Source organism: Pseudoalteromonas luteoviolacea (assembly GCF_021654285.1).
Classification (GTDB): domain Bacteria; phylum Pseudomonadota; class Gammaproteobacteria; order Enterobacterales; family Alteromonadaceae; genus Pseudoalteromonas; species Pseudoalteromonas luteoviolacea_J.
In genome coordinates this window covers 1-22777 of the sequence record NZ_JAKFZS010000017.1, presented here as the reverse complement: position 1 = coordinate 22777, position 22777 = coordinate 1, and the positions used below count along the sequence as shown (strand labels likewise).

At 42.8% G+C, this 22777-nt stretch carries 24 protein-coding genes; 11 read left to right on the top strand and 13 right to left on the bottom strand.

Features of this window, described 5'->3' with window-relative positions:
- Positions 1–4 precede the first annotated feature (4 nt).
- From L1077_RS16390 to tldD, 3 genes are read left to right on the top strand one after another with little or no spacing between them, the layout of a single operon-like run.
- Positions 5–4039, top strand: coding sequence for a YhdP family protein (locus L1077_RS16390; RefSeq protein WP_237138029.1), 4035 nt, complete (start codon positions 5–7; stop codon positions 4037–4039).
- 46 nt (positions 4040–4085) lie between these two features.
- Entirely contained in the window at positions 4086–4913 is an 828-nt protein-coding gene (locus L1077_RS16385) for a carbon-nitrogen hydrolase family protein (RefSeq protein ID WP_440589548.1), read from the top strand.
- Entirely contained in the window at positions 4910–6349 is a 1440-nt protein-coding gene (gene tldD, locus L1077_RS16380; protein WP_237138024.1) for a metalloprotease TldD, read from the top strand. The genes L1077_RS16385 and tldD overlap by 4 nt, the downstream gene beginning before the upstream one ends.
- A 42-nt stretch (positions 6350–6391) precedes the next feature.
- On the opposite strand, the gene yjgA is transcribed toward tldD, so the two are convergent.
- Complete coding sequence (gene yjgA, locus L1077_RS16375) at positions 6392–6916, bottom strand: ribosome biogenesis factor YjgA (protein WP_237138023.1); 525 nt, start codon at positions 6914–6916, stop codon at positions 6392–6394.
- A gap of 149 nt (positions 6917–7065) precedes the next feature.
- Here yjgA and pmbA point away from each other — a divergent pair, with 149 nt between their 5' ends.
- A complete protein-coding gene (gene pmbA / locus L1077_RS16370) occupies positions 7066–8415 on the top strand; it encodes a metalloprotease PmbA (RefSeq protein ID WP_237138134.1) in 1350 nt (449 codons plus the stop codon).
- Between the two features lie 31 nt (positions 8416–8446).
- Here pmbA and mgtE read toward each other — a convergent pair whose 3' ends face one another.
- The 12 genes from mgtE to L1077_RS16310 form a co-directional block, all read right to left on the bottom strand.
- Entirely contained in the window at positions 8447–9805 is a 1359-nt protein-coding gene (mgtE, locus tag L1077_RS16365) for a magnesium transporter (protein WP_237138022.1), read from the bottom strand.
- Between the two features lie 300 nt (positions 9806–10105).
- Positions 10106–10384 (bottom strand): HPr family phosphocarrier protein, encoded by a 279-nt coding sequence (locus L1077_RS16360; RefSeq protein ID WP_237138021.1) that lies wholly within the window; start codon positions 10382–10384, stop codon positions 10106–10108.
- Complete coding sequence (rapZ, locus tag L1077_RS16355; protein ID WP_237138020.1) at positions 10384–11226, bottom strand: RNase adapter RapZ; 843 nt, start codon at positions 11224–11226, stop codon at positions 10384–10386. The genes L1077_RS16360 and rapZ overlap by 1 nt, the downstream gene beginning before the upstream one ends.
- A 12-nt stretch (positions 11227–11238) precedes the next feature.
- The gene (gene ptsN, locus L1077_RS16350; RefSeq protein ID WP_237138019.1) at positions 11239–11694 is read right to left on the bottom strand and encodes a PTS IIA-like nitrogen regulatory protein PtsN; all 456 of its coding nucleotides are present in this window, start codon (positions 11692–11694) and stop codon (positions 11239–11241) included.
- 2 nt (positions 11695–11696) lie between these two features.
- Entirely contained in the window at positions 11697–11984 is a 288-nt protein-coding gene (hpf, locus tag L1077_RS16345) for a ribosome hibernation promoting factor (protein ID WP_023397244.1), read from the bottom strand.
- A 26-nt stretch (positions 11985–12010) separates the two neighbouring features.
- Entirely contained in the window at positions 12011–13522 is a 1512-nt protein-coding gene (locus L1077_RS16340; RefSeq protein ID WP_237138018.1) for an RNA polymerase factor sigma-54, read from the bottom strand.
- Between the two features lie 41 nt (positions 13523–13563).
- Complete coding sequence (gene lptB / locus L1077_RS16335; protein ID WP_237138016.1) at positions 13564–14289, bottom strand: LPS export ABC transporter ATP-binding protein; 726 nt, start codon at positions 14287–14289, stop codon at positions 13564–13566.
- The gene (gene lptA, locus L1077_RS16330) at positions 14286–14816 is read right to left on the bottom strand and encodes a lipopolysaccharide transport periplasmic protein LptA (RefSeq protein WP_237138133.1); all 531 of its coding nucleotides are present in this window, start codon (positions 14814–14816) and stop codon (positions 14286–14288) included. The genes lptB and lptA overlap by 4 nt, the downstream gene beginning before the upstream one ends.
- Complete coding sequence (gene lptC, locus L1077_RS16325; RefSeq protein ID WP_237138014.1) at positions 14806–15360, bottom strand: LPS export ABC transporter periplasmic protein LptC; 555 nt, start codon at positions 15358–15360, stop codon at positions 14806–14808. Before lptC ends, lptA begins: the two co-directional genes overlap by 11 nt.
- Entirely contained in the window at positions 15357–15908 is a 552-nt protein-coding gene (gene kdsC / locus L1077_RS16320; protein ID WP_237138012.1) for a 3-deoxy-manno-octulosonate-8-phosphatase KdsC, read from the bottom strand. Before kdsC ends, lptC begins: the two co-directional genes overlap by 4 nt.
- Positions 15909–15910: 2 nt before the next feature.
- On the bottom strand, positions 15911–16768 hold the full coding sequence (locus tag L1077_RS16315) for a KpsF/GutQ family sugar-phosphate isomerase (RefSeq protein ID WP_440589547.1): 858 nt from the start codon (positions 16766–16768) through the stop codon (positions 15911–15913).
- A gap of 122 nt (positions 16769–16890) precedes the next feature.
- Positions 16891–17853, bottom strand: coding sequence for a calcium/sodium antiporter (locus L1077_RS16310; RefSeq protein ID WP_237138007.1), 963 nt, complete (start codon positions 17851–17853; stop codon positions 16891–16893).
- Positions 17854–18087: 234 nt separating this feature from the next.
- Between L1077_RS16310 and L1077_RS16305 the strand changes: the two genes are divergently transcribed.
- From L1077_RS16305 to murA, 7 genes are read left to right on the top strand one after another with little or no spacing between them, the layout of a single operon-like run.
- Positions 18088–18903: an ATP-binding cassette domain-containing protein gene (locus tag L1077_RS16305; protein WP_063361383.1), complete on the top strand. Its 816-nt coding sequence runs from the start codon at positions 18088–18090 to the stop codon at positions 18901–18903.
- 2 nt (positions 18904–18905) lie between these two features.
- A complete protein-coding gene (gene mlaE, locus L1077_RS16300) occupies positions 18906–19682 on the top strand; it encodes a lipid asymmetry maintenance ABC transporter permease subunit MlaE (RefSeq protein ID WP_237138005.1) in 777 nt (258 codons plus the stop codon).
- 12 nt (positions 19683–19694) lie between these two features.
- Positions 19695–20240, top strand: a complete 546-nt coding sequence (gene mlaD / locus L1077_RS16295; protein WP_063361385.1) for an outer membrane lipid asymmetry maintenance protein MlaD — start codon at positions 19695–19697, stop codon at positions 20238–20240.
- A gap of 6 nt (positions 20241–20246) precedes the next feature.
- Entirely contained in the window at positions 20247–20933 is a 687-nt protein-coding gene (locus L1077_RS16290; RefSeq protein ID WP_063361386.1) for an MlaC/ttg2D family ABC transporter substrate-binding protein, read from the top strand.
- Entirely contained in the window at positions 20926–21219 is a 294-nt protein-coding gene (locus L1077_RS16285) for an STAS domain-containing protein (protein ID WP_063361387.1), read from the top strand. Before L1077_RS16290 ends, L1077_RS16285 begins: the two co-directional genes overlap by 8 nt.
- Before the next feature lie 5 nt (positions 21220–21224).
- Positions 21225–21482, top strand: a complete 258-nt coding sequence (locus L1077_RS16280; protein ID WP_237138003.1) for a BolA family protein — start codon at positions 21225–21227, stop codon at positions 21480–21482.
- Positions 21483–21494: 12 nt separating this feature from the next.
- A complete protein-coding gene (gene murA, locus L1077_RS16275; RefSeq protein WP_237138001.1) occupies positions 21495–22760 on the top strand; it encodes a UDP-N-acetylglucosamine 1-carboxyvinyltransferase in 1266 nt (421 codons plus the stop codon).
- Positions 22761–22777 lie beyond the last annotated feature (17 nt).

Here is a 22777-nt window from a genome sequence, read left to right as displayed (position 1 = left end):
CGATATGCACCCCAAAACAATTTGCTTTTTTTGTATTCGAAAGGTTTGGCAAGTTTTTGCTGTAACCTTGGTTATGCTTGCGGTATTGGTTTCTCTGTTGAAGCTGAGCTTACCGTACGCTAATGATTACAAAAATAGCATTGAATCTCTGATTTACCGTCAACTTAACGTTGAGTTGAGTATTGGCTCAATCAGCGCCAGTTGGCAGGGTACTGGGCCCGCCCTTGTGCTTGAAAATGTGAATTTTGAAGATAACCAAAACGCACCTATCTCTCTTCATATTGATAATACCAGCTTGCAAGTCAATGTTGTTCAGTCTTTGCGGCAGTGGCAGTTAGTTTCCAATTATTTTGTGCTTGATGGCTTTAAAGCAAATATTCACCTCAATAGACTCAACTTAGATGATAATGCTAATGCAGGCGAGTTTGAGCAGCAGGCACTTATCGAAGGGTTATTTTTAGGGGAAACTGGGCACTTCTCAGTTCAAAATAGTGAAGTTCATTTATTGGGTGCACATGATTTGCACCATACAATACTGATCCAAGATATGGTTTGGCAAAATAGCGCCAATGCACATCATGGTGAGGGGCGACTTATTTTCCCTAGCTTATCTCAAGGTAGTTTAAATACCCGAGTTAAGCTTTCTGGACAAACTTTACAAGAAATTGAAGGCGATATTTATCTACAAGCCAATGATCTGAATGTATTAGACTTAATTGATGAGCATTTAGATGACAGTTATCGAAATTTGAGTGCTAGCATCAATGGTCAACTCTGGACTCAATTTCAGCATGGAAAATTAACTGATATTTTAGTGCAAGTTGAACCTAGCTACGTTACCTGGAGTGATAAAAATCAGTTAAATAAATTAGGTCTAGAAAGTGGTCAGGTATTAATTGAACCGTCTGAGAGCGGTTGGTCACTGGACAGCTCTGAGTTTATATTTATCAGCAATGAACATGATTATAAACCAACGCAATTTCAAGGCCAGTGGTCGAGTACACAGCGCACACTTTGGTTACAGCAGTTTGATTTAGCGCCAATAGCAGATGCGCTCGCCTTGACTCGATATGAGTGGGCAAAAGGCATAGAAAAAAGCCAGTTTCAAGGCGAACTTAATAAAGCCAGGGTAACTTGGCAGGCAGATACGGGTATTAATGTATGGGGTCTTGCAGAAAATGTCGCATGGCGTGAAAGTGACGCAGCACCTGGTTTAACAGGGATAGATCTTGAAATTAACTGGCAGGGGCAGCGTGGTGTGGTCAGCGTGAGCGCACATCAACAACAGCTCATGACTGGAGCGCGCTTTATCAAACCCATTGATATTGATGAGCTCAACGGCGACATACATTTTTGGCAAGATGCGAATGGGCATTGGCAAGTTAATTCAGATAACTTGTGGGTGAGTAATGATCACCTTGCTGTGGCGCTAGAGTTCCATACTCGTTTATTCTCACAGCCCGAGCTAGATTTGTATGCTGAAGTATATGGTCAAGATGCATCGATTGCGGGACATTACTTTCCATTAGATTTAATGCACAGCAATTTGGTTGAGTATTTAGATAGAGGGATTATTGCTGGTGAAGACGTGCGTGCTCAAGTATTACTGTCTGGACCATTAAACGCATTTCCATATCGTGATAAACAGGGCCAATTTGAAGTCTTGGCGCATATTGATGGCGCTGAGTTTTTATTTGCACCTGATTGGAAAAGTGTAAAAAATGCCGGCGTTGAACTGCATTTTCACAATGAACGCATGGATATCACAGCAGGCTCTGGCCAGCTGTCTAATCAGGATATTCTCGGGAAGGTTGTGGTAAGCTTGGCTGACCTTGAGCAAGCCGACAACCTCATTGTTACAATCAGCCAGCAAACAGAAGCATCTAGCTTAAGTGCTTTTTTTGCAGATACACCGATAGCCGATCCGTTAGTTAATGTGCTTGATATTGTCCAAGGTGAGGGCACTGCACATGGTGAGATAGAACTCGATATAGATTTAAACGATCTGAATGTTATTGCAAAAGGGACGGTACAGTTAAATGGCAACCGAATTTATCTCAGTAAACCGGGTATGCAACTTAATGATGTGCATGGCCAATTAACCTTCCACGATGATGAAATTAAGCTTCAGAGTGCAAAAGCAACTTGGTTAACTATGCCGATAGGTTTCTCTGTCATGGGACATGGGGATAAACAAGGTTATGAAGTAAATATTGAAGCCGCTTTGCAAGCTAGCAGTGAAGCCTTATTGCCACACGGTGGTGGGCTAATGGATGGTTTTATCGCAGGTGAAGCGTGGTTAGACACCAATATAGCATTAAACTTTACTGAACAAGGATTTAATTACCTAGCGAGTTTTAGCTCAGATTTAACTGGCGTGTCAGTGATGTTACCTTCACCCTATAATAAAGTTGTTGGCTCAACTGGGAAGTTGATTGGTGAGGTGAGAGGAGATGAGATCTCTAATTTGATCACTGCGAATGTGAATGACCTCCTGTATTTCAATGGTATTTTAGACAATAGCAATGGGCGTTTTGATAAAGCGCATTTGGTCGTTGGCGCACAAAATCGCGGTTTGGAGCCGTCAGGTTTTACGGTGACTATCGACCAGCCAGATATTCAGTTGGATAGGTGGTTCGAGTTTATTGATAGGATTATAGAGAAGAGCACATCATCGTCGCAAAATAACAGCAGTATTTTACCAGAGTTGAATGAGATAAGCGCTAACTTTGGAGAGCTTCTCGTTGGTAATGTCTTATTCAATGATATTGAAATGCAGATGAAACCAGATGCGGATAACTGGGAAGTGCGCTTGAATGGAAAAGAGCTCAGGGCTCAGGTTCGGTTACCGAATCAGCACAGCATACCAATTGATATACAAGCTGATTATCTTCGTGTGAACTCTCAGCCTGTGGCAGAGCCTCTAGTAGAAGAGAAGCCTGATTTAAGTTGGCTGACTCGTATTCCAGCTATAGAGTTTGGTTGTGATGATTGCCGTATTAATCAGTACCAACTTGATAGAGTAAATCTTTCAATGGCAGGCAACGGTGAACAGCTTACGATTGGCAAACTCAATGTAGATAAAGGTGCGCACGCGCTTTCAGCGACTGGGAGCTGGCGAGATGGTGTGTCACAAATAAATGGCAACCTAAGCAGCGCCGATTTTGGTGATTTAATGGAAGAGTTTGATATCACGTCAACCGTGAAAGACTCTCAAGCTAATATCGATTTTAAGTTGAGTTGGCAAGCTGCACCTTATGACTTCCAATGGGAAACCTTGGCTGGAGATATACAGTGGCAACTGGGCGAGGGGCATTTGACAGATATTAGCGATCAAGGTGCACGTGTTTTTTCATTATTGAGCTTGGACTCTTTGGTGCGTAAGCTGAAGCTTGATTTTAGAGATGTTTTTGCCAAAGGGTTTTTCTACAACCAAATGGAAGGCAGCTTGCAGATAGATAATGGAGTCGCTTTCACTCAAGACACTAAGATGGATGGTGTGCCAGCTGATTTGAGTATTACAGGGTATGCGAATTTAACGACGCACGAGATTAACTATGATTTGGCGATTGCGCCACAAGTCACGTCGAGTTTGCCTGTGATAGTCGGTTGGATGGTTAATCCCGTGACAGGATTGGCAGCGCTTGCAATTGACAAAGTGATCCATTCGGCACGAGTGATATCAGAAATTAATTTTAAAGTGACAGGTACAATGCAAGAGCCTATTGTGACAGAAGTAGAGCGCAAGAGTCGCGAGGTGACTTTACCGGGCGTGAAGCGGCCAGAATCACCATCACCGGAAGTTCCAAGTGAAGCACCTAAGAAGCCCACAGGTCTTAAAGGAAATGAGTCAGAGCCAAGTCAGCCGACAGTATTAAGCACAAAAGTTGAGCAATCGAGTTCTGAACAAACAATGGCACCAACGCAAAACAAGTTGACACCGACACCGCCCAAGCAAACTGAGTTAGAAAAGGACCAAGCTCAATCGTCAAACAAGAAAGAGCAGATAAATGAAGAACTCCATAGTAATGGGAGTTAAGTTCTTTGAAAAGTGCAGTGTGTTTAGCGCAGTGGAATGAGGCATGATGAAATCTGACTACGCCAATATTGTCGTGATCCCAATGTGCTCGGGTGTAGCACCTGAAGAGAATTTTAGATACCTAATTCAACAATTAGATGATCTAAAATTGGTATCACCGAGTTTGGTGTGTTTACCAGAGGCTTGGTTGGCATTTTGTGTTAATGGCTTAGAATCGCTTTCAATTGCAAAGCGCAGCGACGAGTGGATAGAAAAAATTGCACAACTTTGCAAAGCGAAAGGCATATGGCTGAGCGCCGGTACTATCCCAATAGCGGCAACAGATAGTAAATATTTTGCCGCAAGCTGCTTGTTTGATGATAGCGGCAAGCTTGTTGTTCAGTACAATAAAATCCATTTATTTGATGCAGATGTTAGTGATAAGTCAAAGCGATATCGAGAGTCCGAGTTTACCAAGGCAGGTGATCAGGTTGTAGTTGCCGATAGTCCCTTTGGTAAGCTAGGCTTAAGTGTGTGTTATGACATGCGCTTTGCCGGATTATATCAGGCACAACGTATTCAAGGGGCCGATATACTTCTCGTTCCAAGTGCCTTTACTACGGTTACTGGTCAAGCTCATTGGCTGCCATTACTACAAGCAAGAGCAATAGAAACGCAGTGTTTTGTTGTTGCAGCAGCACAAGTTGGACAACATCAAAATGGGCGAGAAACTTATGGACATAGTGTCATTATCTCCCCGTGGGGAGAGGTGCTAGATAACAGTGCGTTATCTTTAGAGCCGATACAAAGACGGTTAGATTTAACCGAGCTACGCAGTACAAGGCAAGCAATGCCAGTATTACGGCACAACCGATTTAAGAGCAATATGATATGAATCAAGTTGAAAAAAACTTGTTAGCTGATAGTCAGTTAACTAGAGAGCATCTGGAGCAAACACTTACTTATATTCATCAGTATAATGTGGATTATTCCGATCTTTATTTTCAGTCTAGTTACAATGAAACATGGGTACTCGAAGATGGAAAAATTAAGGAAGGAAGCTACAACATTGAACGCGGTGTAGGTGTGAGGGCCGTCAGTGGCGAGCAGACCGGCTTTAGTTATTCCGATGCAATCAACTTAGAAGCGATTAACCAGGCTGCACAAGCGGCACGTTCAATTGCTCATCAAGGCGAGTCAAAGCGTGTGCAAGTTTTTTCTGATGTAAAAGCGCCTATTCAGTTCCAGCCAGTACAGCCATTGCTAAGCATGACAGATGAAGAAAAGGTCACTTTACTTAAAGAAGTCGATGCAGCAATAAGAGATTTAGCACCAGATGCTCAGCAAGTTGTATGCTCGATTGCTGCAGTGTATGAAGAAGTATTAATTGCTGCAAGCGATGGCACGTTTGCGACTGATATCCGTCCACTAGTTCGTTTAAATTGTTCTGTATTATTAGAGAGTAATGGCCGAAGAGAGCGTGGTAGTGCGGGTGGTGGCGCGCGATTAGACTATGGGTATTTTAAAGAATTAGAAAATGGTCAACCACGCTGGATGACCTATGCAAAAGAAGCGGTGAGACAAGCACGTGTAAACTTAACTGCCATTGATGCTCCTGCAGGAACGATGCCGGTTGTGTTGGGTTCTGGCTGGCCAGGCGTTCTTCTGCACGAGGCGGTTGGGCATGGCTTAGAGGGCGACTTTAACCGTAAAGGGGCGTCTGCTTTTAGTGGCCGTGTAGGCGAACAAGTGGCTTCATCACTGTGTACTGTGGTTGATGATGGTACGATGGCCAATCGTCGTGGTTCTTTAAATATTGATGATGAGGGGACACCTGCCGGATATAACGTTCTGATTGAAAATGGCATCTTAAAAGGCTATATGCAAGATAAAACCAATGCTCGATTAATGGAGACTCATCCGACAGGCAATGCACGCAGAGAGTCATTTGCCCATCTGCCTATGCCTAGAATGACAAATACCTATATGTTGGCTGGACACAGCACGCAGCAAGAGATAATTAGCTCAGTGAAAAAAGGTATTTTTGCGAGCAATTTTGGCGGTGGCCAAGTGGATATTACCTCAGGTAAGTTCGTGTTTTCTGCGTCAGAAGCGTATTTAATTGAGGACGGTAAAGTAACGCAGCCAATTAAAGGCGCAACGCTGATTGGCAATGGCCCCGAAGCCATGCAGCAGATCTCTATGGTTGGTAATGATTTATCGTTAGATAGAGGGGTTGGCGTGTGCGGTAAAGATGGGCAAAGTGTGCCGGTTGGTGTTGGTCAACCTAGCCTTAAAATTGACCAGCTAACGGTGGGCGGTACCGCTTAATCTAGCAATGACGAATGAGGGGAGCGGGCTCCCCTTAACAAATTAAGGAAGGATCGCTTCTTTTAAGTATTGAAACAACTCTTTATATCCTTTGGCCGGTTTTTCTGCTTTGAGCTCTTTGTTTGCTTGGCGAACTAATTGACGTAGTTTTTGGCGTTCCATTGTTGGGTGTGCTTCAAGTAACTCGTTAATTTTGCTATCTCCAAGTTTAAGCACTTCATCCCGTACTCTTTCTACTTGGCCAAGTAACACTTCTGCTTGATTATTTTTATTGAGTAACATGTCTAAAGCGGTTTGTAATTGTTCAACATTTTCTGTTGTACGAAGTACTTTAGCAATGTAATTCATGTGGCGCCGATACGCGTCATGTTTGCCACGAATTTTATCTGCAAGTGCCATTGCCTCTATAAGTTCATTCGTTAGAGGCAGTTTATCGCGTTGCTTTTTACCAAGCTCAGCAATATCAATACCGAGCTGTTGATATTGCTGTGCATCTCTTTTTAATTCACTTTTGGAAACGTAGATGATTTCTTCATCATCGACATTGTGATCTGGTTTTTTTGCCATAATAAAGGCCACTTAATATTACAATTATATTGATTATACCAAGAAGCGCAGAAAAATATCGTAATAGTGAACTCATTTACGATCTATCGCGGCGAAACAATATGACCTGTGTTAGGATTGTAATGTTTACAAGTATTTGGAAAAGCAACATGAGTGATAACCAAGCGGGTTCTATATACCATCAAATTGATGAAGTGAAAGGTGCTGTATCTGAAGTTTTGGCTATGGCATCAAAGCTGGGAGCAACTTCTGCTGAAGCAGCTATGAGCCGCACCTCTGGACTGTCAGTAAGCACCAGAATGGGCGAAGTTGATACCATTGAATTCAATCAAGATGGTAGCTTGGGGATCAGTGTTTATGTTGGTAATCATAAAGGCTCAGCTTCAACAGCCGACTTGAGTGAGCAAGCGCTACGTTCAGTTGTTCAAAAAGCCATTGAGATTGCTAAGTACACGGCGGACGATGAATGCAATGGGCTAGCTGATAAATCATTAATGGCACAAGATATTCCTGAGCTTGATCTATATCACCCTTGGGAGTTATCTCCACAAGAGGCGATTGAATCTTGTATTGAAGCAGAAAAATCAGCCCTTGAATTCGATAGCCGAATTGTAAACTCGGATGGTGCGAGTATTGCTTCACACCAAGGCCTTAGAGTGTATGGTAACAGCCATGGCTTTTTAGCAGGCTTCCCTCGAACACGTCATACTTTGAGCACCATGGTCATCGGCCAAGAAGGCGATATGATGCAAAGGGATTCCGCATTTAGTATCTCGAGAAAGCATGATTTATTAAAAGGGCCGCAAACAGTTGGAATCGAGGCTGCTGAGTCGACACTGGCTAAGCTAAATAGTCAGAAGCTTGCGACGATGAAGGTGCCGGTGGTATTTAGAGCTGACATTGCAAATAGCTTATTTGGGCATCTTGTTTCGGCAATCGGTGGTGGTGCCTTATATCGTAAATCTAGTTTTTTGTTAGATACGCTTGGTAAGCAGGTTTTTAATTCTTGTGTCAATATCCAGGAAAGGCCACATTTATTGCAAGGTTTGGCATCAAGCCCGTTCGATAGTGAAGGGGTATATACACAAGATAGAGATATTATCGTTGGTGGTGAGCTGCAAACCTATTTAATGGCAAGTTATGCTGCGAGAAAAATGGGCATGCAGGCTACAGGCCATGCTGGTGGGATCCACAATTGGTTAATTCAAAAGACCCATGAAGATCTGGCTGCTATTTTAAAAGAAATGGGGACGGGGTTATTGGTGACTGAATTGATGGGGCAAGGTGTGAACACCGTCACGGGTGATTACTCCCGAGGTGCTGCTGGTTTTTGGGTCGAAAATGGAGAAATACAATACCCAGTGAGCGAGATCACCATTGCCGGCAACTTAAAAGAGATGTTCTACAATATTCAGGCAATCGGCGGAGATGTTGAATTACGTGGCGCAGTTCAAACTGGCTCTGTATTAATTGATAGCATGCAAGTGGCTGGTCAATAGAGCTGATTAATTTGTTTACTCTGAGCTAGGCTCAGAGTAAAAACCAAGTAGCAGTACCTAAAAATGCAAAAATACCAACAATATCTGTCACGGTCGTGAGTACCACGCTTCCAGCAAGGGCAGGATCTATCTTCATACGCTTTAGGATCAAAGGTATGCTTGCCCCTGCGATGCCAGCTGCAACCAAGTTCATGAACATGGCAAATGCGATAACTGCGCCAAGCTTAAAGTCCCATTGCCATACTGCTACAACGCCTGCTATTAATAAAGACCAGAGAACGCCATTGAGTGCGCCAATCGCAAGTTCTTTACCGAGTAAGAATTTTTGGTTGGTTTGATTGACATGCCCAAGGGCAATACCCCTAATAACCAAGGTTAAAGTCTGGCTGCCTGCGACGCCTCCCATACTAGGCACAATGCCATTGAGAACGGCTAAAATAGGCAGGATATCAAGTGTGCTTTCGAAAAAGCTGGCTACAAAGGCGGCGAGTAGTGCGGTAAGTAAGTTGATCCCAAGCCAAATGGAACGTCTTCGGCTACTTTTCATGACAGGTGCAAAGGTATCTTCTTCATCTTCAAGACCTGCCATACTCATGAGGCTATGCTCGGCATCTTCTCTGATCACATCAACGATGTCATCAATGGTTATCCGCCCCAGTAGTTGCGTTTGATCGTCGACTACAGGGGCTGATATCCAGTTATGTCGTTCAAAAAGCTGGGCTACTTCGCTTTCAGGCATAGCAACAGGAATAGTTTCCCGGTCTTCATTCATCAGCTCTTGAACAAGTTTATCAGGGGGATTAGTTAATAAGATCCCAATAGGCAAAGATCCCAAAAAGCGATTTTCTTTGTCTACGACATAGAGATCATCTGTGCCTTGAGGTAGTTCCTCTTTTAGGCGCAAGTATCTTAAAACCACATCAAGGCTTACATCTGGACGAATGGTGATGGTGTCGCCATTCATTAGTGCCCCTGCAGAGTCCTCATTATAGGATAGAGCAAGGGTTGCCCGTGCTCTGTCTTGACTGTCCATGGCACTGATAACATCTTGATAGACAGGCACAGGTAAGCTTCTGAGTACCTCTCCTAAGTCGTCATCATCCATATCCTCAGTCGCTGCTGCAATTAACTCAGGCTCCATTTTGGCAATGATGCTTAAACGAACATCCTCAGAGAGCTCTTCAAGTACATCACCTTGGATATCTGGATCGACCAACTGCCAAAGTGTGGTTCTTATCTTATGAGGAGAGGACTCAAGTAACAGTGCTGTATCGCACGGAGGGATCTCAGCTAATGTCTGTCTGACTTGAACAAACTGCCCACTGTTAATTGCTTTGGTTACTTGTTGTAATTGTTCCAGTGTATAGTCTTGCTCAAAAACGTCAGGCATAGGCTTCCAAATTTAAAATTAAGAAAGGTGATAGTTTGTTGCGAATCGTCACTTTAATGATTTAATGGTACTTTTCTATAGTACGTAATATCTATTCAACCTGTTATCCATAGCATTAAACTCATAATACTGAGCTTGAGCTAAGTACACAAAATAGGCTATTTCTGCAACTTATCATATTGTAATAGATAAAATAATATTTGATTATAGCTGCTTAAAATAAAAATACGCTATGGTAGCTTAGCTACGAATGCTGAAGTGACAAGTTACCCAACAAAAGCAATTGGGTAAGGTATCAAGTTATTCCGTTTCGTGAAACTTATCTTCAATGAGATTGCCAATTGCAATGAAGGCATTGTGTGCATCAGGCCCTGTACATGTTACTTTGACTTCTTTGCCTTGACTGCTTTCCAATAAAAGTAGTGCTAATACACTGTCCCCTGGTGCACTCTTATCACCTTGATATAGCGTTATATCGGCATCAAATTGGGCTGAGAGCTGCGCTAAAATCGTCGCTGCCCTAGCATGCAGGCCTAACTTATTCTTAATCAGAAAGACCCCTTGATATTGTTGTGACATTACTCTTGCTCTCGATGGCGAATTTTCACATTAGAGTGTGTTCTTTGAAAGCGCTCGCCAAGTGTCTGAGCTAAGTAAACAGAGCGATGTTGACCACCAGTACAGCCAATGGCAATGGTTAAATAACTACGATTATTACGCTCCAAGTGTGGTAACCAAGTTTGCATAAAGGTTTGTATTTGCCAAACAAACTTTTGTACTATGCTGTGACTCGATAAATAATCAATCACGGGCTGATCTAAGCCTGTTAAGGGTTTAAGCTCTGGCTCCCAATGAGGGTTTGGCAAAAACCGAGCATCAAATACGTAATCCGCTTCTTTGGGAATTCCATGTTTAAAACCAAATGACTCAAAGGTGATGATGAGCTGTTTATCTTTCTGTCCTAAGATTTTCTCCCTGACACTTTCTGCTAACTGATGGACACTTAAGTCGGTCGTATCTATGGTAATATCAGCACGGCGTATCAATACGTCCAGCAAGTTCCTTTCTTGTTTTATCGCCAGGTCTAGCGGTAAGTCATTGAGCGAAAGAGGGTGCAATCGCCGAGTTTCAGAAAAGCGTTTAATAAGTGTTTGATCATCACAATCAAGATAAAATACTTTTGGTTTAGCAAAGCCTGGCAAGTACTCTAAAATATCATGGAATTCTTGTTGTTCTTTCGGTAGGTTTCTTACATCAATACTGACTGCTATTTTATTGTAGCTATCTGAAACACTTCGGACTAAAGCTGGTAGTAAATTTACTGGAATATTATCAGCGCAGTAATAGCCTAAGTCTTCCAATACTCTTAATGCGACAGATTTACCTGAGCCAGAACGGCCACTGATAATTATGAGTTCCACGATTAATTCCTATTATTTATCAAACTCAACAAGGACTTGGTGCAGCTCACAGTCGTTACTCGCTTGTCTAAGTCTCTTGCAAAAATGCTTATCATTTAGTTTACCAGCGATACTTGCTAAGGTCTCTAAATGTTGCTTATTTTCACCTTCTGGTACGATGAGTGCAACAAAAATATCCACGTTGCGGTCGTCTACAGCGTCAAATGGAATAGGCTGTTGATTTACAAGTAAGATGGCAATGATGTGATCTAATCCTGCCAGTCGTCCGTGTGGAATAGCGATGCCTTTTCCTATACCTGTACTGCCTAGTTTTTCGCGATTTAAGAGAGCCTCTAGAATCTCGTGCTGATTGGCATTAGGAATTTTGGGTTGTGCCAATTCACTGATGTATTGGAGTATTCTTTTTTTACTATTAAAAAGGACCGCAGCTTTGCTGCAGTCCTCAGGGATCAGTGTGCTAAGTTTCATGGTTAGTGTCGAGTTAGCTTCTCTTTATGTTTAATGACTTGCCTATCTAGCTTATCTATTAAGCCGTCGATAGCTGCATACATGTCTTTGTGTTCTGTTGAAGCGAATAGCTCGCCGCCATTTACGTGCAAGGTGGCTTCTGCTTTTTGAATGAGTTTTTCGACATCTAAGATTACATGAACGTTGTTGATGTGATCAAAATGCCTTTCTAGCTTCGCAAACTTACTTGTTACGTAGTCTCTTAATGAATCGGTAATTTCTACATGGCGACCAGTTAAATTTAGTTGCATAAGCATTTTTCCTTCTTTTGTTACGCCTAAATCAAGCTTTTACGCTGATTAGACGGTGGAATAGCCAAAGACTCTCGGTATTTGGCAATAGTACGTCTTGCCACCTTAATACCTTGGTCAGCTAACACATCTGCAATTTTGCTATCACTTAAAGGCTTAGCTGAGTTTTCTGCAGCAATTAGCTTTTTGATGAGTGCTCTGATTGCTGTTGAAGAGCATTCCCCACCGTTCTCGGTACTAACATGGCTCGAGAAGAAGTATTTCAATTCATAAATGCCACGAGGCGTGTGCATAAATTTTTGTGTTGTTACCCGAGATATTGTCGACTCGTGCATATCAACCATTTCAGCAACATCATTGAGAACCATAGGTCTCATTGCCTCAGGGCCATGTTCAAAGAATGCCTGTTGTTGTTGAACAATGCAATTGGTAACTTTCAATAAAGTTTCATTTCTGCTTTCTAAACTTTTAATAAACCATTTCGCCTCTTGTAAATGCGAGCGAATAAACTGGCTGTCACTGCTTGATTTAACTGAGCGTGACATTGCAGCATAATGGTCATTGACTCTAATTTTGGGCATTGAGTCAGGATTGAGTTCAACGACCCAACGTCCTTTTATCTTTTTGACAGAGACATCGGGGATCACATAATCAGCTTCTTCTTGAACGATACTCGCCGCTGGCTTGGGGTTCAAACTATGGATTAGCGTCATCACTTCTTTGAGCTCGCCTTCTTTGAGCTTCGTTTTCTTCATGATAGTACGATAATCACGGTTTGCTAATAGGTCTATGTGCTCTTCAATTACATGTTTTGTTTGTTCGAGCCAAGGCGTATCTATGGCAAATTGATTTAGTTGAACAATTAAGCATTCTTGCAGACTGCGCGCCGCAATACCAACAGGGTCAAATAATTGAATACGTTTTAAGACGGCTTCAACCTCATCTAATTCAACCGGCTCTTGGTCATTATCTTTATTTAAGCTATCGACAATATCCTCGCAAGATACGGTGAGGATCCCTGAGTCATCGACGCCCTCAACAATTGACAGTGCAATAAGTCTATCTGTTGGGCTAAATGGAGTGAGCTCTAGTTGCCACATTAGATATTCTTGAAGACTTTCAGTGGTTTGACCTTGATAAACGCTTTCATCTTCAGGCATTGGGCCGGACGAGCTGACTGGTGCAGCACTGATATATTCATCCCACGTGACATCCATCGCCATCTCATCGCTGAGCGTTTCTTTATTGAGCGCCGTATCTGTGTCTTGCTCGTAGTCACTCAGCTGCGTTTCAGCTGTATCTTCAACGCTAGACTCTGCTTTTTCTGTGGTCTGAGCTTGTTCATGGGTTTTATCTAGACTGTTATCAAAAGACTCTTGTTCGTTTTCTTCTACTTCCAATAAAGGATTGCTATCCAGCGCTTCTTGAATTTCTTGCTGGAGGTCTAATGTGCTCAGCTGCAGCAGGCGAATTGCTTGCTGCAGTTGCGGTGTCATTGTTAATTGCTGCCCCATGCGCAGCTGTAGCGATTGCCTCATGTATCTCTAACAATCCTTTTCGTTGTTACGCTTATTCTTAACTATAGCCTGAATTGCTCGCCTAAGTAGACATCTCGGACGGTTTGATCCGCTAAAACATGTTCAGGTGTGCCTGATGCAATTAATTCACCATGGGAAACAATATATGCCTTTTCACATACATCCAAAGTTTCGCGAACATTATGATCTGTGATCAATACGCCGATCCCACGGTTTTTTAAATGCTCGATAATTTTCTTTATATCTAACACTGAAATCGGATCAACGCCAGCAAAAGGCTCATCTAAAAGAATAAATTTAGGATTTGCGGCTAAAGCGCGAGCAATTTCGACTCGGCGACGTTCACCGCCAGAAAGTGCCATTCCCAAACTTGAGCGAATATGCTGAATATTAAACTCATCAAGTAAGTCGTTTAATACCGTTTCACGTTGGGGTTTGTTGAGGTCTTTTCTGGTTTCAAGGATCGCCATTAAATTGTCATAAACGGTCAGCTTTCTAAAAATTGAAGACTCTTGTGGTAAATACCCTATCCCCAAACGGGCTCGGCTGTGCATCGGCAATAATGTAATGTCTTGTGAGTCAATATGAATGCTGCCCTTGTCGCTTGGTACAAGGCCAACAATCATATAAAAGGTGGTGGTTTTACCTGCGCCATTTGGGCCAAGTAAACCAACGATGCTGCCTGCTTCAACACTTAGTTCAACATTTTTAACAACTTGCCTGCCTTTATAGCTCTTTGCTAGTGCTGTCGCTTTTAGTGTGCTCACTGTGGCTCCTTGTTATCATCTTGCTCTTTATCTACAGGGAGTAAAACAGTTCTCACTCGTTTACCTTTCTCATTCGCTTTTTGCGCGCTGATAAGCTGTTTTTCCATATCATAGAGAATTTCTTGGGCAGAAATCTTCTGACCGGCTTGGCTTATTTCGGCATTGCCTTTGATGGTGAGTAAACGATTTGCAACATCATATCGCACTTCTTGCGCTGTGGCTTTTAACAGGCTGCCATCAGCCTGTTGTTCTTGGAAAATCGCAGGTGAACCAGTGGCGACTAGTAACTGTTTGTTTTCACCTAACTCTTCACGGCGATGAACTTCTAGGCGATCTGCGAAAATTTTGCGCTGGCCATGAATAATCTCGACGTTTTCTTCAAAAACCCCAATGTTTGTTTGCAATTGTGCTTGTTGCTTACCAGAACTAATAATCACTTGTTCAGGCGTGCTATTGGCAAGCACACTCTGCGGTAAAAGTGCTAAAGCACAGGTGAATAATAAGGTTGCACTTAATTTATTGCTTATCATAAATCGTTTCAGTGTGGTTAATAAGTTCAATGACCTCAATATTGAGATCGGCGGTTAGCCCTTTACCAGTAATGGTTAAGCTAGGGCCTGTAATGATCACAGGTTGCTCTGAACGCATTATTCGATTACTAATTTCAAGTCGAAGATTATCTGCGTTTATTTCGGTGATCATGGCGTTATCGTTCAAGTTTGTTGCTTTAACGTTGCCCTCTAAAATTAGTGTATCATTTTCATATAAAGTGGCTTCATTCGCGGTGAGTTGCCAGTTGTGTTGTCCGTTATGTAAGACAAAAATGGGCACTTCAAAGTGGCTAAACCCAAGCTCTTGATATAATTCCATTCTCTGTGCTGTAATTTGATAACTCAGTTGTCCATTTTCAGCAAATGAGGTCTGTTTTAAATCAATCGCAACGTAGTCTGGCTGAGCGATCGTTTCCTGCTCTTGCTGCGATGCTTGTTCTGTTTGCGTTAAAAAGGGATACCAAAGCCAAAGCATGGCAGCACCGAAAACTACGAGTAAAATAACCCGCAAATTGGTCATGTACTGCTCCCCTTAGAGAGTAATTCGTTACCTTGGCTCAACATTAATAAGTCGGTTAGCTCTCTAACAGCACCAAACCCTCCAGGCAACATAGTCGTATAATGAGCCAAACTTTTTACCAATGGGTGTGCATCAGCAACTGCAACAGCGAAACCAACTTTTTGCATTACCGGTATATCTGGGCCATCATCGCCAATATACGCAATTTGATCATCGGATAAATTTAAGCTGCTTTTCAATTCTTCGTATGCTTCAACCTTGTCTTCTTGACCTTGGTATATGTGCTTTACGTTTAAGCTAGTCATACGTTGCTTAACGATTTCTGAATGTCGTCCAGTAATGACGGCGACTTCAACACCGGTTTCAATTAACGCTTTGATCCCGAAACCATCTTTGGTATTGAATGCTTTTAACTCTTCACCTTGGTTACCCAGGTAAATACGGCCATCTGAGAATACGCCATCAATATCACAAATTAGCAGCTTGATAGATTTCGCTTTGTCACTGGTTTTTACAGAGATTGCTTGATAAAGCTCACTAAATTGCATGTTTATAGTACTCCTGCTCGCAGTAAATCTTGAGTATTGAGTGCCCCGATAGGGTGTTTATTTTCATCAATGACGATTAGACCATTAATGCGCTTTTTTTCCATGATATTAAGGGCTTCAGCAGCCAGCATATCAGGCGATGCCGTAGTACAACAAATAGTCATCACTGAATCAATAGTATCATTATGCAAATCGGCTTTTTGTTCGATAACACGACGTAAATCGCCATCGGTAAATATACCGCATAGCTGCTTTTGATCATTTACGATGGCAGTCATGCCCAACCCTTTAGCTGACATGTCGAACAATGCTTCTTTGATAGAGCTTCCCAAGGAAGTCATTGGCACATCACTGCCGCTATGCATGATGTCTCGTAGCGTTAATAATAGTCTTTTACCTAAGCTGCCGCCTGGATGTGAGAGTGCAAAATCATCCGCAGTAAAGCCTCTTGCTTCAAGCAAAGCAACCGCCAATGCATCTCCCATTACCAGCGTCGCTGTGGTGCTCGCAGTTGGCGCTAAACCGAGTGGGCAGGCTTCTTTTGAAACCTTAATACATAGGTGAATATCAGCCTGCTGTGCCATGGTGGAATTTGCGTTGCCTGTCATACTAATCACGCGTGCGCCAATTCTTTTAATCACAGGAATAATACCGACGACTTCTCCTGTTTCACCTGAATTTGAAATAAGTAAGACGACGTCTTCAGCGGTGATCATACCTAAGTCACCGTGGCTCGCTTCGCCTGGGTGAACAAAGAATGAAGGAGTGCCAGTACTGGCTAGAGTTGCCGCAACTTTATTGCCAATGTGGCCTGACTTTCCCATACCGATGACAATTACACGGCCAGTGCAATTAAGCATTAGCTCACATGCAGCGATAAAACTGTTGTCTATATATTGATTGAGCTCGCTAATCGCTTGTTGTTCAATATCCAATACGCGTTTTGCGGTCTCAATAAATACGTGCTTATCCATATTTACTCCTAGATAATTGCATACATGTAGCCAACAAACGCGGCAAGTAGTACACCGCCTTCAATACGGTTAATTTGTCGTTTACCTCTAAGGTTAACACTCATGATAATAAGCGCAGCGGTTGCACCTAACATGACGTAAATATCGCGTTGGGAAATATTCATATCCAGCTGAGCCGGATTTAATATGCCCGCGATTGATAATACGGCGAGGATATTGAAAATATTGGAACCTATGATGTTACCCAGGGCAAGGTCGTCTTCGTTTTTTAATACACCTGCTACACAGGCCGCAAGCTCAGGTAAGCTGGTGCCGATAGCAATGATTGTCAAACCAATTAACAAGTCGCTCATACCAAAGAATTTGGCGATATCGACAGCAGAGTCAACCAATAAGTCTGCGCTGACAGGCAGGACTATCATACCAACGATGAGCCATAACAGGGCATTTTTGGTCGGCACATTATCTGGTACTTCATCACATGCCTCTGAAACGAGGGGATCATCTTCTTGGTCTTTACTGCTATTTTTGGTGATATAAATCAGACCAAGGATGAAACTTGCAAAGCCGGCTAATAAAACAAAGCCTTCAGTAGCGCTAAAGTAGTTATCGCTGATGATATACCAAGCGCCCAGTGACACGATGATAAGCAGTGGCATTTCTCGGCGTAAAATACCAGAACCGACAGCAAGAGGGCGAAGCAGGGCTGTGATACCTAGAACTAGTAAAATGTTGGCAATATTGGAGCCGACGGCATTACCGACCGCGGTGTCTGTTTTATCTGATAAAGCAGCTTGTGCTGCGACCATCATTTCGGGAGCTGAAGAGCCCATAGCAACAATCGTTAGGCCAACAATTAAAGTGGGGACGCCGAAGTTTTTCGCCAAGGCGGCTGCGCCAAACACAAACCTATCCGCGCTCCAAACCAGTGCAATAAAACCTAAGATGAGAATGACAAAAGATAAAACCATGAAACCTATGCCGAGCAACTAAATTACAGTGCAGTAAATATTATCAAATGCGTTGTCAAATGTATAAATAATCTGATCTAGTTACTAGGTCTGTCCCCGATTAAATTACATTCTGTTACTGAGAATGATGACAAATAACTTTTTTTAACTATGGCTATTACAAAATTTTACCAATTTGCATTTTCCATCTTGGTTGAAAAAAACGTATTATTCACCCATTGGTGAAATCGATATATGGAGAGCGACTTGTCGCAGTCAATCGTTGAAGTCAAGGATGTAACCTTTTCTCGCGGTGAAAGAGTCATATATAAAAATATGAGTTTTTCAGTGCCGAGGGGTAAAATTACAGCCATCATGGGGCCGAGTGGGATTGGTAAAACCACTATGTTGCGCTTAATAGGTGGTCAACTTCGTCCAGACAGTGGTGATATTACATTTATGGGCTCAAGTGTGCCCGCCATGACTCGAACGGAGTTATATCAAGCACGAAAGCAAATGAGTATGTTGTTTCAAAGCGGTGCATTATTTACTGACATGTCAGTGTTTGACAATGTTGCTTTCCCGCTGCGCGAACATACGCAATTAAGCGAAGATCTCATTCGTTTGATTGTTTTAATGAAGTTACAAGCTGTAGGCCTTCGAGGCGCAAAAGATCTGATGCCTGCTGAGTTATCTGGTGGTATGGCGAGACGCGCTGCTTTAGCGCGAGCTATTGCTCTAGACCCAGAACTTATCATGTATGATGAGCCGTTTGCTGGTCAAGACCCTATTTCCATGGGGGTTCTGGTAAGGATGATAAAGTCACTTAATGAAGTGTTAGGTTTGTCATCTTTAATCGTTACGCACGATGTCACCGAAGTACTCAGTATTGCTGATCATGTGGTCATTATTGCTGAGCAAGGTGTAATTGGCAGTGGTACTCCAGAACAAATGTTGGCTCATAGCTCGCCACTCGTGCAGCAGTTTTTGCAGGGATTATCAGATGGTCCAGTGCCATTTCATTTCAATGCAGCACCTTACGATGAGGAATTATTGGATGGAGGCGTGTAAGCGTGGACTTTTTACAAAAGCTAGGACATAAAACGCTCAACCGCTTTGCATCAATCGGGCGAGCTACGCGCATGTTATTAGGCGCATTGTTAAATATGCCCAATATCCGTCAAGGAACACCATTGCTGATCAAACAACTTTATATGGTTGGTCATCAATCTCTTTTGATTATCATGGTATCAGGGTTGTTCATTGGTATGGTATTGGCACTGCAAGGCTACACTGTATTAGTTGGTTATGGTGCTGAAGACAGCTTAGGCCCACTTGTTGCCTTGAGTTTATTGCGAGAGTTAGGGCCCGTGGTGACTGCACTCTTGTTTGCAGGTCGAGCGGGTAGTGCACTGACCGCTGAAATAGGCCTGATGAAAGCAACAGAGCAATTATCCAGTTTAGAAATGATGGCGGTTGATCCATTAAAACGTGTTATTGCGCCTCGTTTTTGGGCGGGTTTCATAAGTATGCCATTGCTCGCACTTATATTCTCAGCAGTGGCAATATTAGGTGCGCATTTAGTCGGTGTTGACTGGCTTGGTGTCGATTCTGGCAGTTTCTGGTCAATCATGCAGTCTCAGGTTTCTTTACAGCAAGACATCATGAATGGCCTGATCAAAAGTTTTGTATTTGCGTTAATAGTGACGTGGATAGCACTGTATAAAGGTTATGACTGTGTCCCGACCTCAGAGGGGATCAGCAAAGCAACAACGGAAACCGTTGTGCACTCTTCATTGGCTGTTTTAGGTTTTGACTTTGTACTAACAGCAGTGATGTTTTCGAGTTAAGGGTTAGGAAAAATGAATACACGGAAAATAGAAATTTTGGTTGGCTTATTTGTCGCTTTAGGTGTTGCTGCATTTGTGATGTTAGCCATGAAAGTAGCCAATGCGGGGATCAGTGGCAATGGTGAAACATATCAACTAGACGCTAAATTTGACAATATCGGCTCATTGAAAACACGCGCGCCGATTAAAGTAGGTGGTGTTGTGATTGGTCGCGTCGATGGCATTCGTATTCATCCGCAAGAGTTTGTACCAGTGGTGAGCATGAGCATTGATAAGACGTATGAATGTCAGTTTTCGGATACAACGTCTGTGGCGATCTTAACTTCAGGTATTTTAGGTGAGCAATATTTGGGTATTTCACCTGTCATCGCGTCTGAGTCTGCCAAGCAAACATGTTTAGGTAATGAAGTATCTACGCAAGATGAGGTAGATTTAGATGACTTATTTGGCGTTGAGAGTCTCGCGCTCAAAGACGGTGACACGATTACAGATACTAAATCTGCACTGGTACTAGAAGAGTTGATTGGCCAGTTCCTATTTAATCAAAGCAGCGAGTAAGTCACCATGCTAAAGAATTATTTCGTTATCGCTATCAGTGTGTTAACACTGGCATTATTTAGTGCAGTTGCTAATGCCGCACAGGTTGATTTGAAAGACCCTTATAAGATGGTTCAACAAGTTGCGGACAATACGTTTAAGCGCGTGGCAAAAGACCAGAGCATCATTGCAAAAGATAAAGAGCATTTACGAGTTATCGTAGAGCAGGAGCTACTGCCATATATTGATTATAAATATGCTGCTTATCGCGTGTTAGGCAGCTATATACAAAAAGTGCGTAATATCAAAGATAAGCAAGAAAAGGCGCAAGCAGTCAAAAACATTCGCGCATTTATCGAGGTATTTAAATCATATTTGGTGGCGACATATGCTGGTGTATTTACCCAATATACCGACCAGAAAGTGGAGTTTGAAGCATCGCGTCCTTTTGCAGATGTTAATGTCGCGACTGTGAGAACCAAGATTGTTGAAGCAGGTAAACCAGACATTAAGATTGACTTTAAAGTACGTCAAAACAAGCAAGGTGAGTGGCGCGCTTTTGATATGATGGCTGAGGGGATCAGTTTGTTAGATGCTAAGCAAAGTGAATTACACGGTATTTTGCGTCAGCAAGGCATTGAGCATGTTATTTCTCTGTTAGAGAAGAAAAGCCAGCTGCCAGTGCAGTTCAGAGGGGATGATGGAAATGCCTAATCTGCACTTCAACAAAGTTGCTGATGACACGGTGGCGGTGAAAGGGGAATTGACCCGTGACACCTTAATAAATGAATCACTTCTTAACCAATTGTTAGAAAATGCGCAGTCAGTGCTGTATTTTGACCTTTGTGAGGTCTCAAGGGTTGACACCGCGGGCTTAGCTTGGTTAATTCACTCTTTAGGCAAATTAAAACGACAAGGCGTGCGCCTTGAGTTGCAGAATAGACCTGAGCAATTGCAAAATTTGATGGAATTGGGGCAGGTCACAACCTTATTTGAGTGAGTCCGATGGAAACAAATCAAGTCGAAACTGTTTTACAGCAATCTTTGACCTTAGAAGAAGTAAAAGTAAAAGCAAATGGCAGTCACTATGAAGTGATTGCTGTTGGCGAGTGTTTTGATGGACTAAGACGCGTAAAAAGAGAGCAAATGGTTTATGCTCCATTAATGGAAGTGATCAAAGATGGAACAATTCATGCCGTAAGCATTAAAGCTTATACACCTACCGAGTGGCAACGCGAGCAAAAGTTTATCTTGCCACAATAATTAGGAGCCACAATGGATCAGTTTGTTATCCAAGGTGGCACCACTTTAAACGGTGAAGTCACTATCTCTGGAGCCAAAAATGCGGCTCTACCTATCTTATTTGCAGCATTGCTTGCTGATGGCAAAAGCATTTTCAGCAATGTGCCTCAATTACGCGACATTGTTACCACTGAAGCTTTACTGCGCACACTCGGTGCTGAAGTGACATGGCGTGGCGACTTACTTGAAGTAGATGGTCGCTGTGTTGATAAAGTACTGGCACCCTATGAGCTTGTAAAGCAAATGCGTGCGTCGGTACTCGCACTTGGGCCTCTGCTTGCTCGTTTTGGTCAAGCACAAGTGTCATTGCCAGGTGGATGTGCAATTGGCGCAAGACCGGTGGATTTACACATCTCTGGCCTTGAAAAAATGGGCGCTCAAATTACGGTTGAAAATGGTTATATTAATGCGCAGACACCTCAAGGTAAGCGTTTGCAGGGCGCAGAAATTTTCATGGAAACTGTGTCAGTTGGTGCAACAGAAAACCTACTTATGGCTGCAACGCTCGCAGAGGGGACTACGGTATTAGAAAATGCCGCGCGCGAACCTGAAATTATCAACCTTGCTGAGTGTTTAACGGCGATGGGTGCGAATATTCAAGGGGCGGGCTCTAGTCGTATTGAAGTGCAAGGTGTTGAGAAGCTAAACGGTTGTGAGCATAAAATTCTTCCGGATCGTATTGAAACAGGTACTTTTTTGGTGGCTGCAGCAATGAGCAAAGGTGAAGTATTGTGTCGTAACACAGATCATACGAGTTTGGAGCCTGTGCTTGAAAAGCTTCGTCAAGCCAATGTCGCTGTTGAAGTGAATGACGACAGCATATTCGTCAGCATGAAAAACCGAGATTTAAAGGCGGTTAATATCAAGACTATGCCTCATCCTGGTTTTCCAACTGATATGCAAGCGCAGTTTACAGCGCTTAACGTTGTTGCCAATGGCAGCGCGACTATCACAGAGACCATATTTGAAAATCGCTTTATGCATGTACCTGAGTTACAGCGAATGGGCGCAAACATCCGTTTGGAAGGCAATACAGCGATCTGTGATGAGACTGTACGACTATCTGGTGCTCAGGTAATGGCGACAGATCTTCGCGCCTCGGCAAGTTTGATCTTAACGGGTATTATTGCCGAAGGTGAAACTGTGGTGGATCGTATTTATCATGTGGATAGGGGTTATCAAAAAATAGAAGATAAGCTCAGTCGACTAGGTGCGAACATTCGCAGAAAACACAATTAAAAAAAGCGAGCTGAGCT

Bases quoted from the DNA above. Each gene is read 5' to 3' on its own strand.
- L1077_RS16390 (WP_237138029.1), top strand. From the start codon at position 5: ATGCACCCCAAAACAATTTGCTTTTTTTGTATTCGAAAGGTTTGGCAA.
- L1077_RS16385 (WP_440589548.1), top strand. From the start codon at position 4,086: ATGAAATCTGACTACGCCAATATTGTCGTGATCCCAATGTGCTCGGGT.
- tldD (WP_237138024.1), top strand. From the start codon at position 4,910: ATGAATCAAGTTGAAAAAAACTTGTTAGCTGATAGTCAGTTAACTAGA.
- yjgA (WP_237138023.1), bottom strand. From the start codon at position 6,916: ATGGCAAAAAAACCAGATCACAATGTCGATGATGAAGAAATCATCTAC.
- pmbA (WP_237138134.1), top strand. From the start codon at position 7,066: ATGAGTGATAACCAAGCGGGTTCTATATACCATCAAATTGATGAAGTG.
- mgtE (WP_237138022.1), bottom strand. From the start codon at position 9,805: ATGCCTGACGTTTTTGAGCAAGACTATACACTGGAACAATTACAACAA.
- L1077_RS16360 (WP_237138021.1), bottom strand. From the start codon at position 10,384: ATGTCACAACAATATCAAGGGGTCTTTCTGATTAAGAATAAGTTAGGC.
- ptsN (WP_237138019.1), bottom strand. From the start codon at position 11,694: ATGAAACTTAGCACACTGATCCCTGAGGACTGCAGCAAAGCTGCGGTC.
- hpf (WP_023397244.1), bottom strand. From the start codon at position 11,984: ATGCAACTAAATTTAACTGGTCGCCATGTAGAAATTACCGATTCATTA.
- L1077_RS16340 (WP_237138018.1), bottom strand. From the start codon at position 13,522: ATGAGGCAATCGCTACAGCTGCGCATGGGGCAGCAATTAACAATGACA.
- lptC (WP_237138014.1), bottom strand. From the start codon at position 15,360: ATGACCAATTTGCGGGTTATTTTACTCGTAGTTTTCGGTGCTGCCATG.
- kdsC (WP_237138012.1), bottom strand. From the start codon at position 15,908: ATGCAATTTAGTGAGCTTTATCAAGCAATCTCTGTAAAAACCAGTGAC.
- L1077_RS16315 (WP_440589547.1), bottom strand. From the start codon at position 16,768: ATGCTTAATTGCACTGGCCGTGTAATTGTCATCGGTATGGGAAAGTCA.
- L1077_RS16310 (WP_237138007.1), bottom strand. From the start codon at position 17,853: ATGGTTTTATCTTTTGTCATTCTCATCTTAGGTTTTATTGCACTGGTT.
- L1077_RS16305 (WP_063361383.1), top strand. From the start codon at position 18,088: ATGGAGAGCGACTTGTCGCAGTCAATCGTTGAAGTCAAGGATGTAACC.
- mlaD (WP_063361385.1), top strand. From the start codon at position 19,695: ATGAATACACGGAAAATAGAAATTTTGGTTGGCTTATTTGTCGCTTTA.
- L1077_RS16290 (WP_063361386.1), top strand. From the start codon at position 20,247: ATGCTAAAGAATTATTTCGTTATCGCTATCAGTGTGTTAACACTGGCA.
- L1077_RS16285 (WP_063361387.1), top strand. From the start codon at position 20,926: ATGCCTAATCTGCACTTCAACAAAGTTGCTGATGACACGGTGGCGGTG.
- L1077_RS16280 (WP_237138003.1), top strand. From the start codon at position 21,225: ATGGAAACAAATCAAGTCGAAACTGTTTTACAGCAATCTTTGACCTTA.
- murA (WP_237138001.1), top strand. From the start codon at position 21,495: ATGGATCAGTTTGTTATCCAAGGTGGCACCACTTTAAACGGTGAAGTC.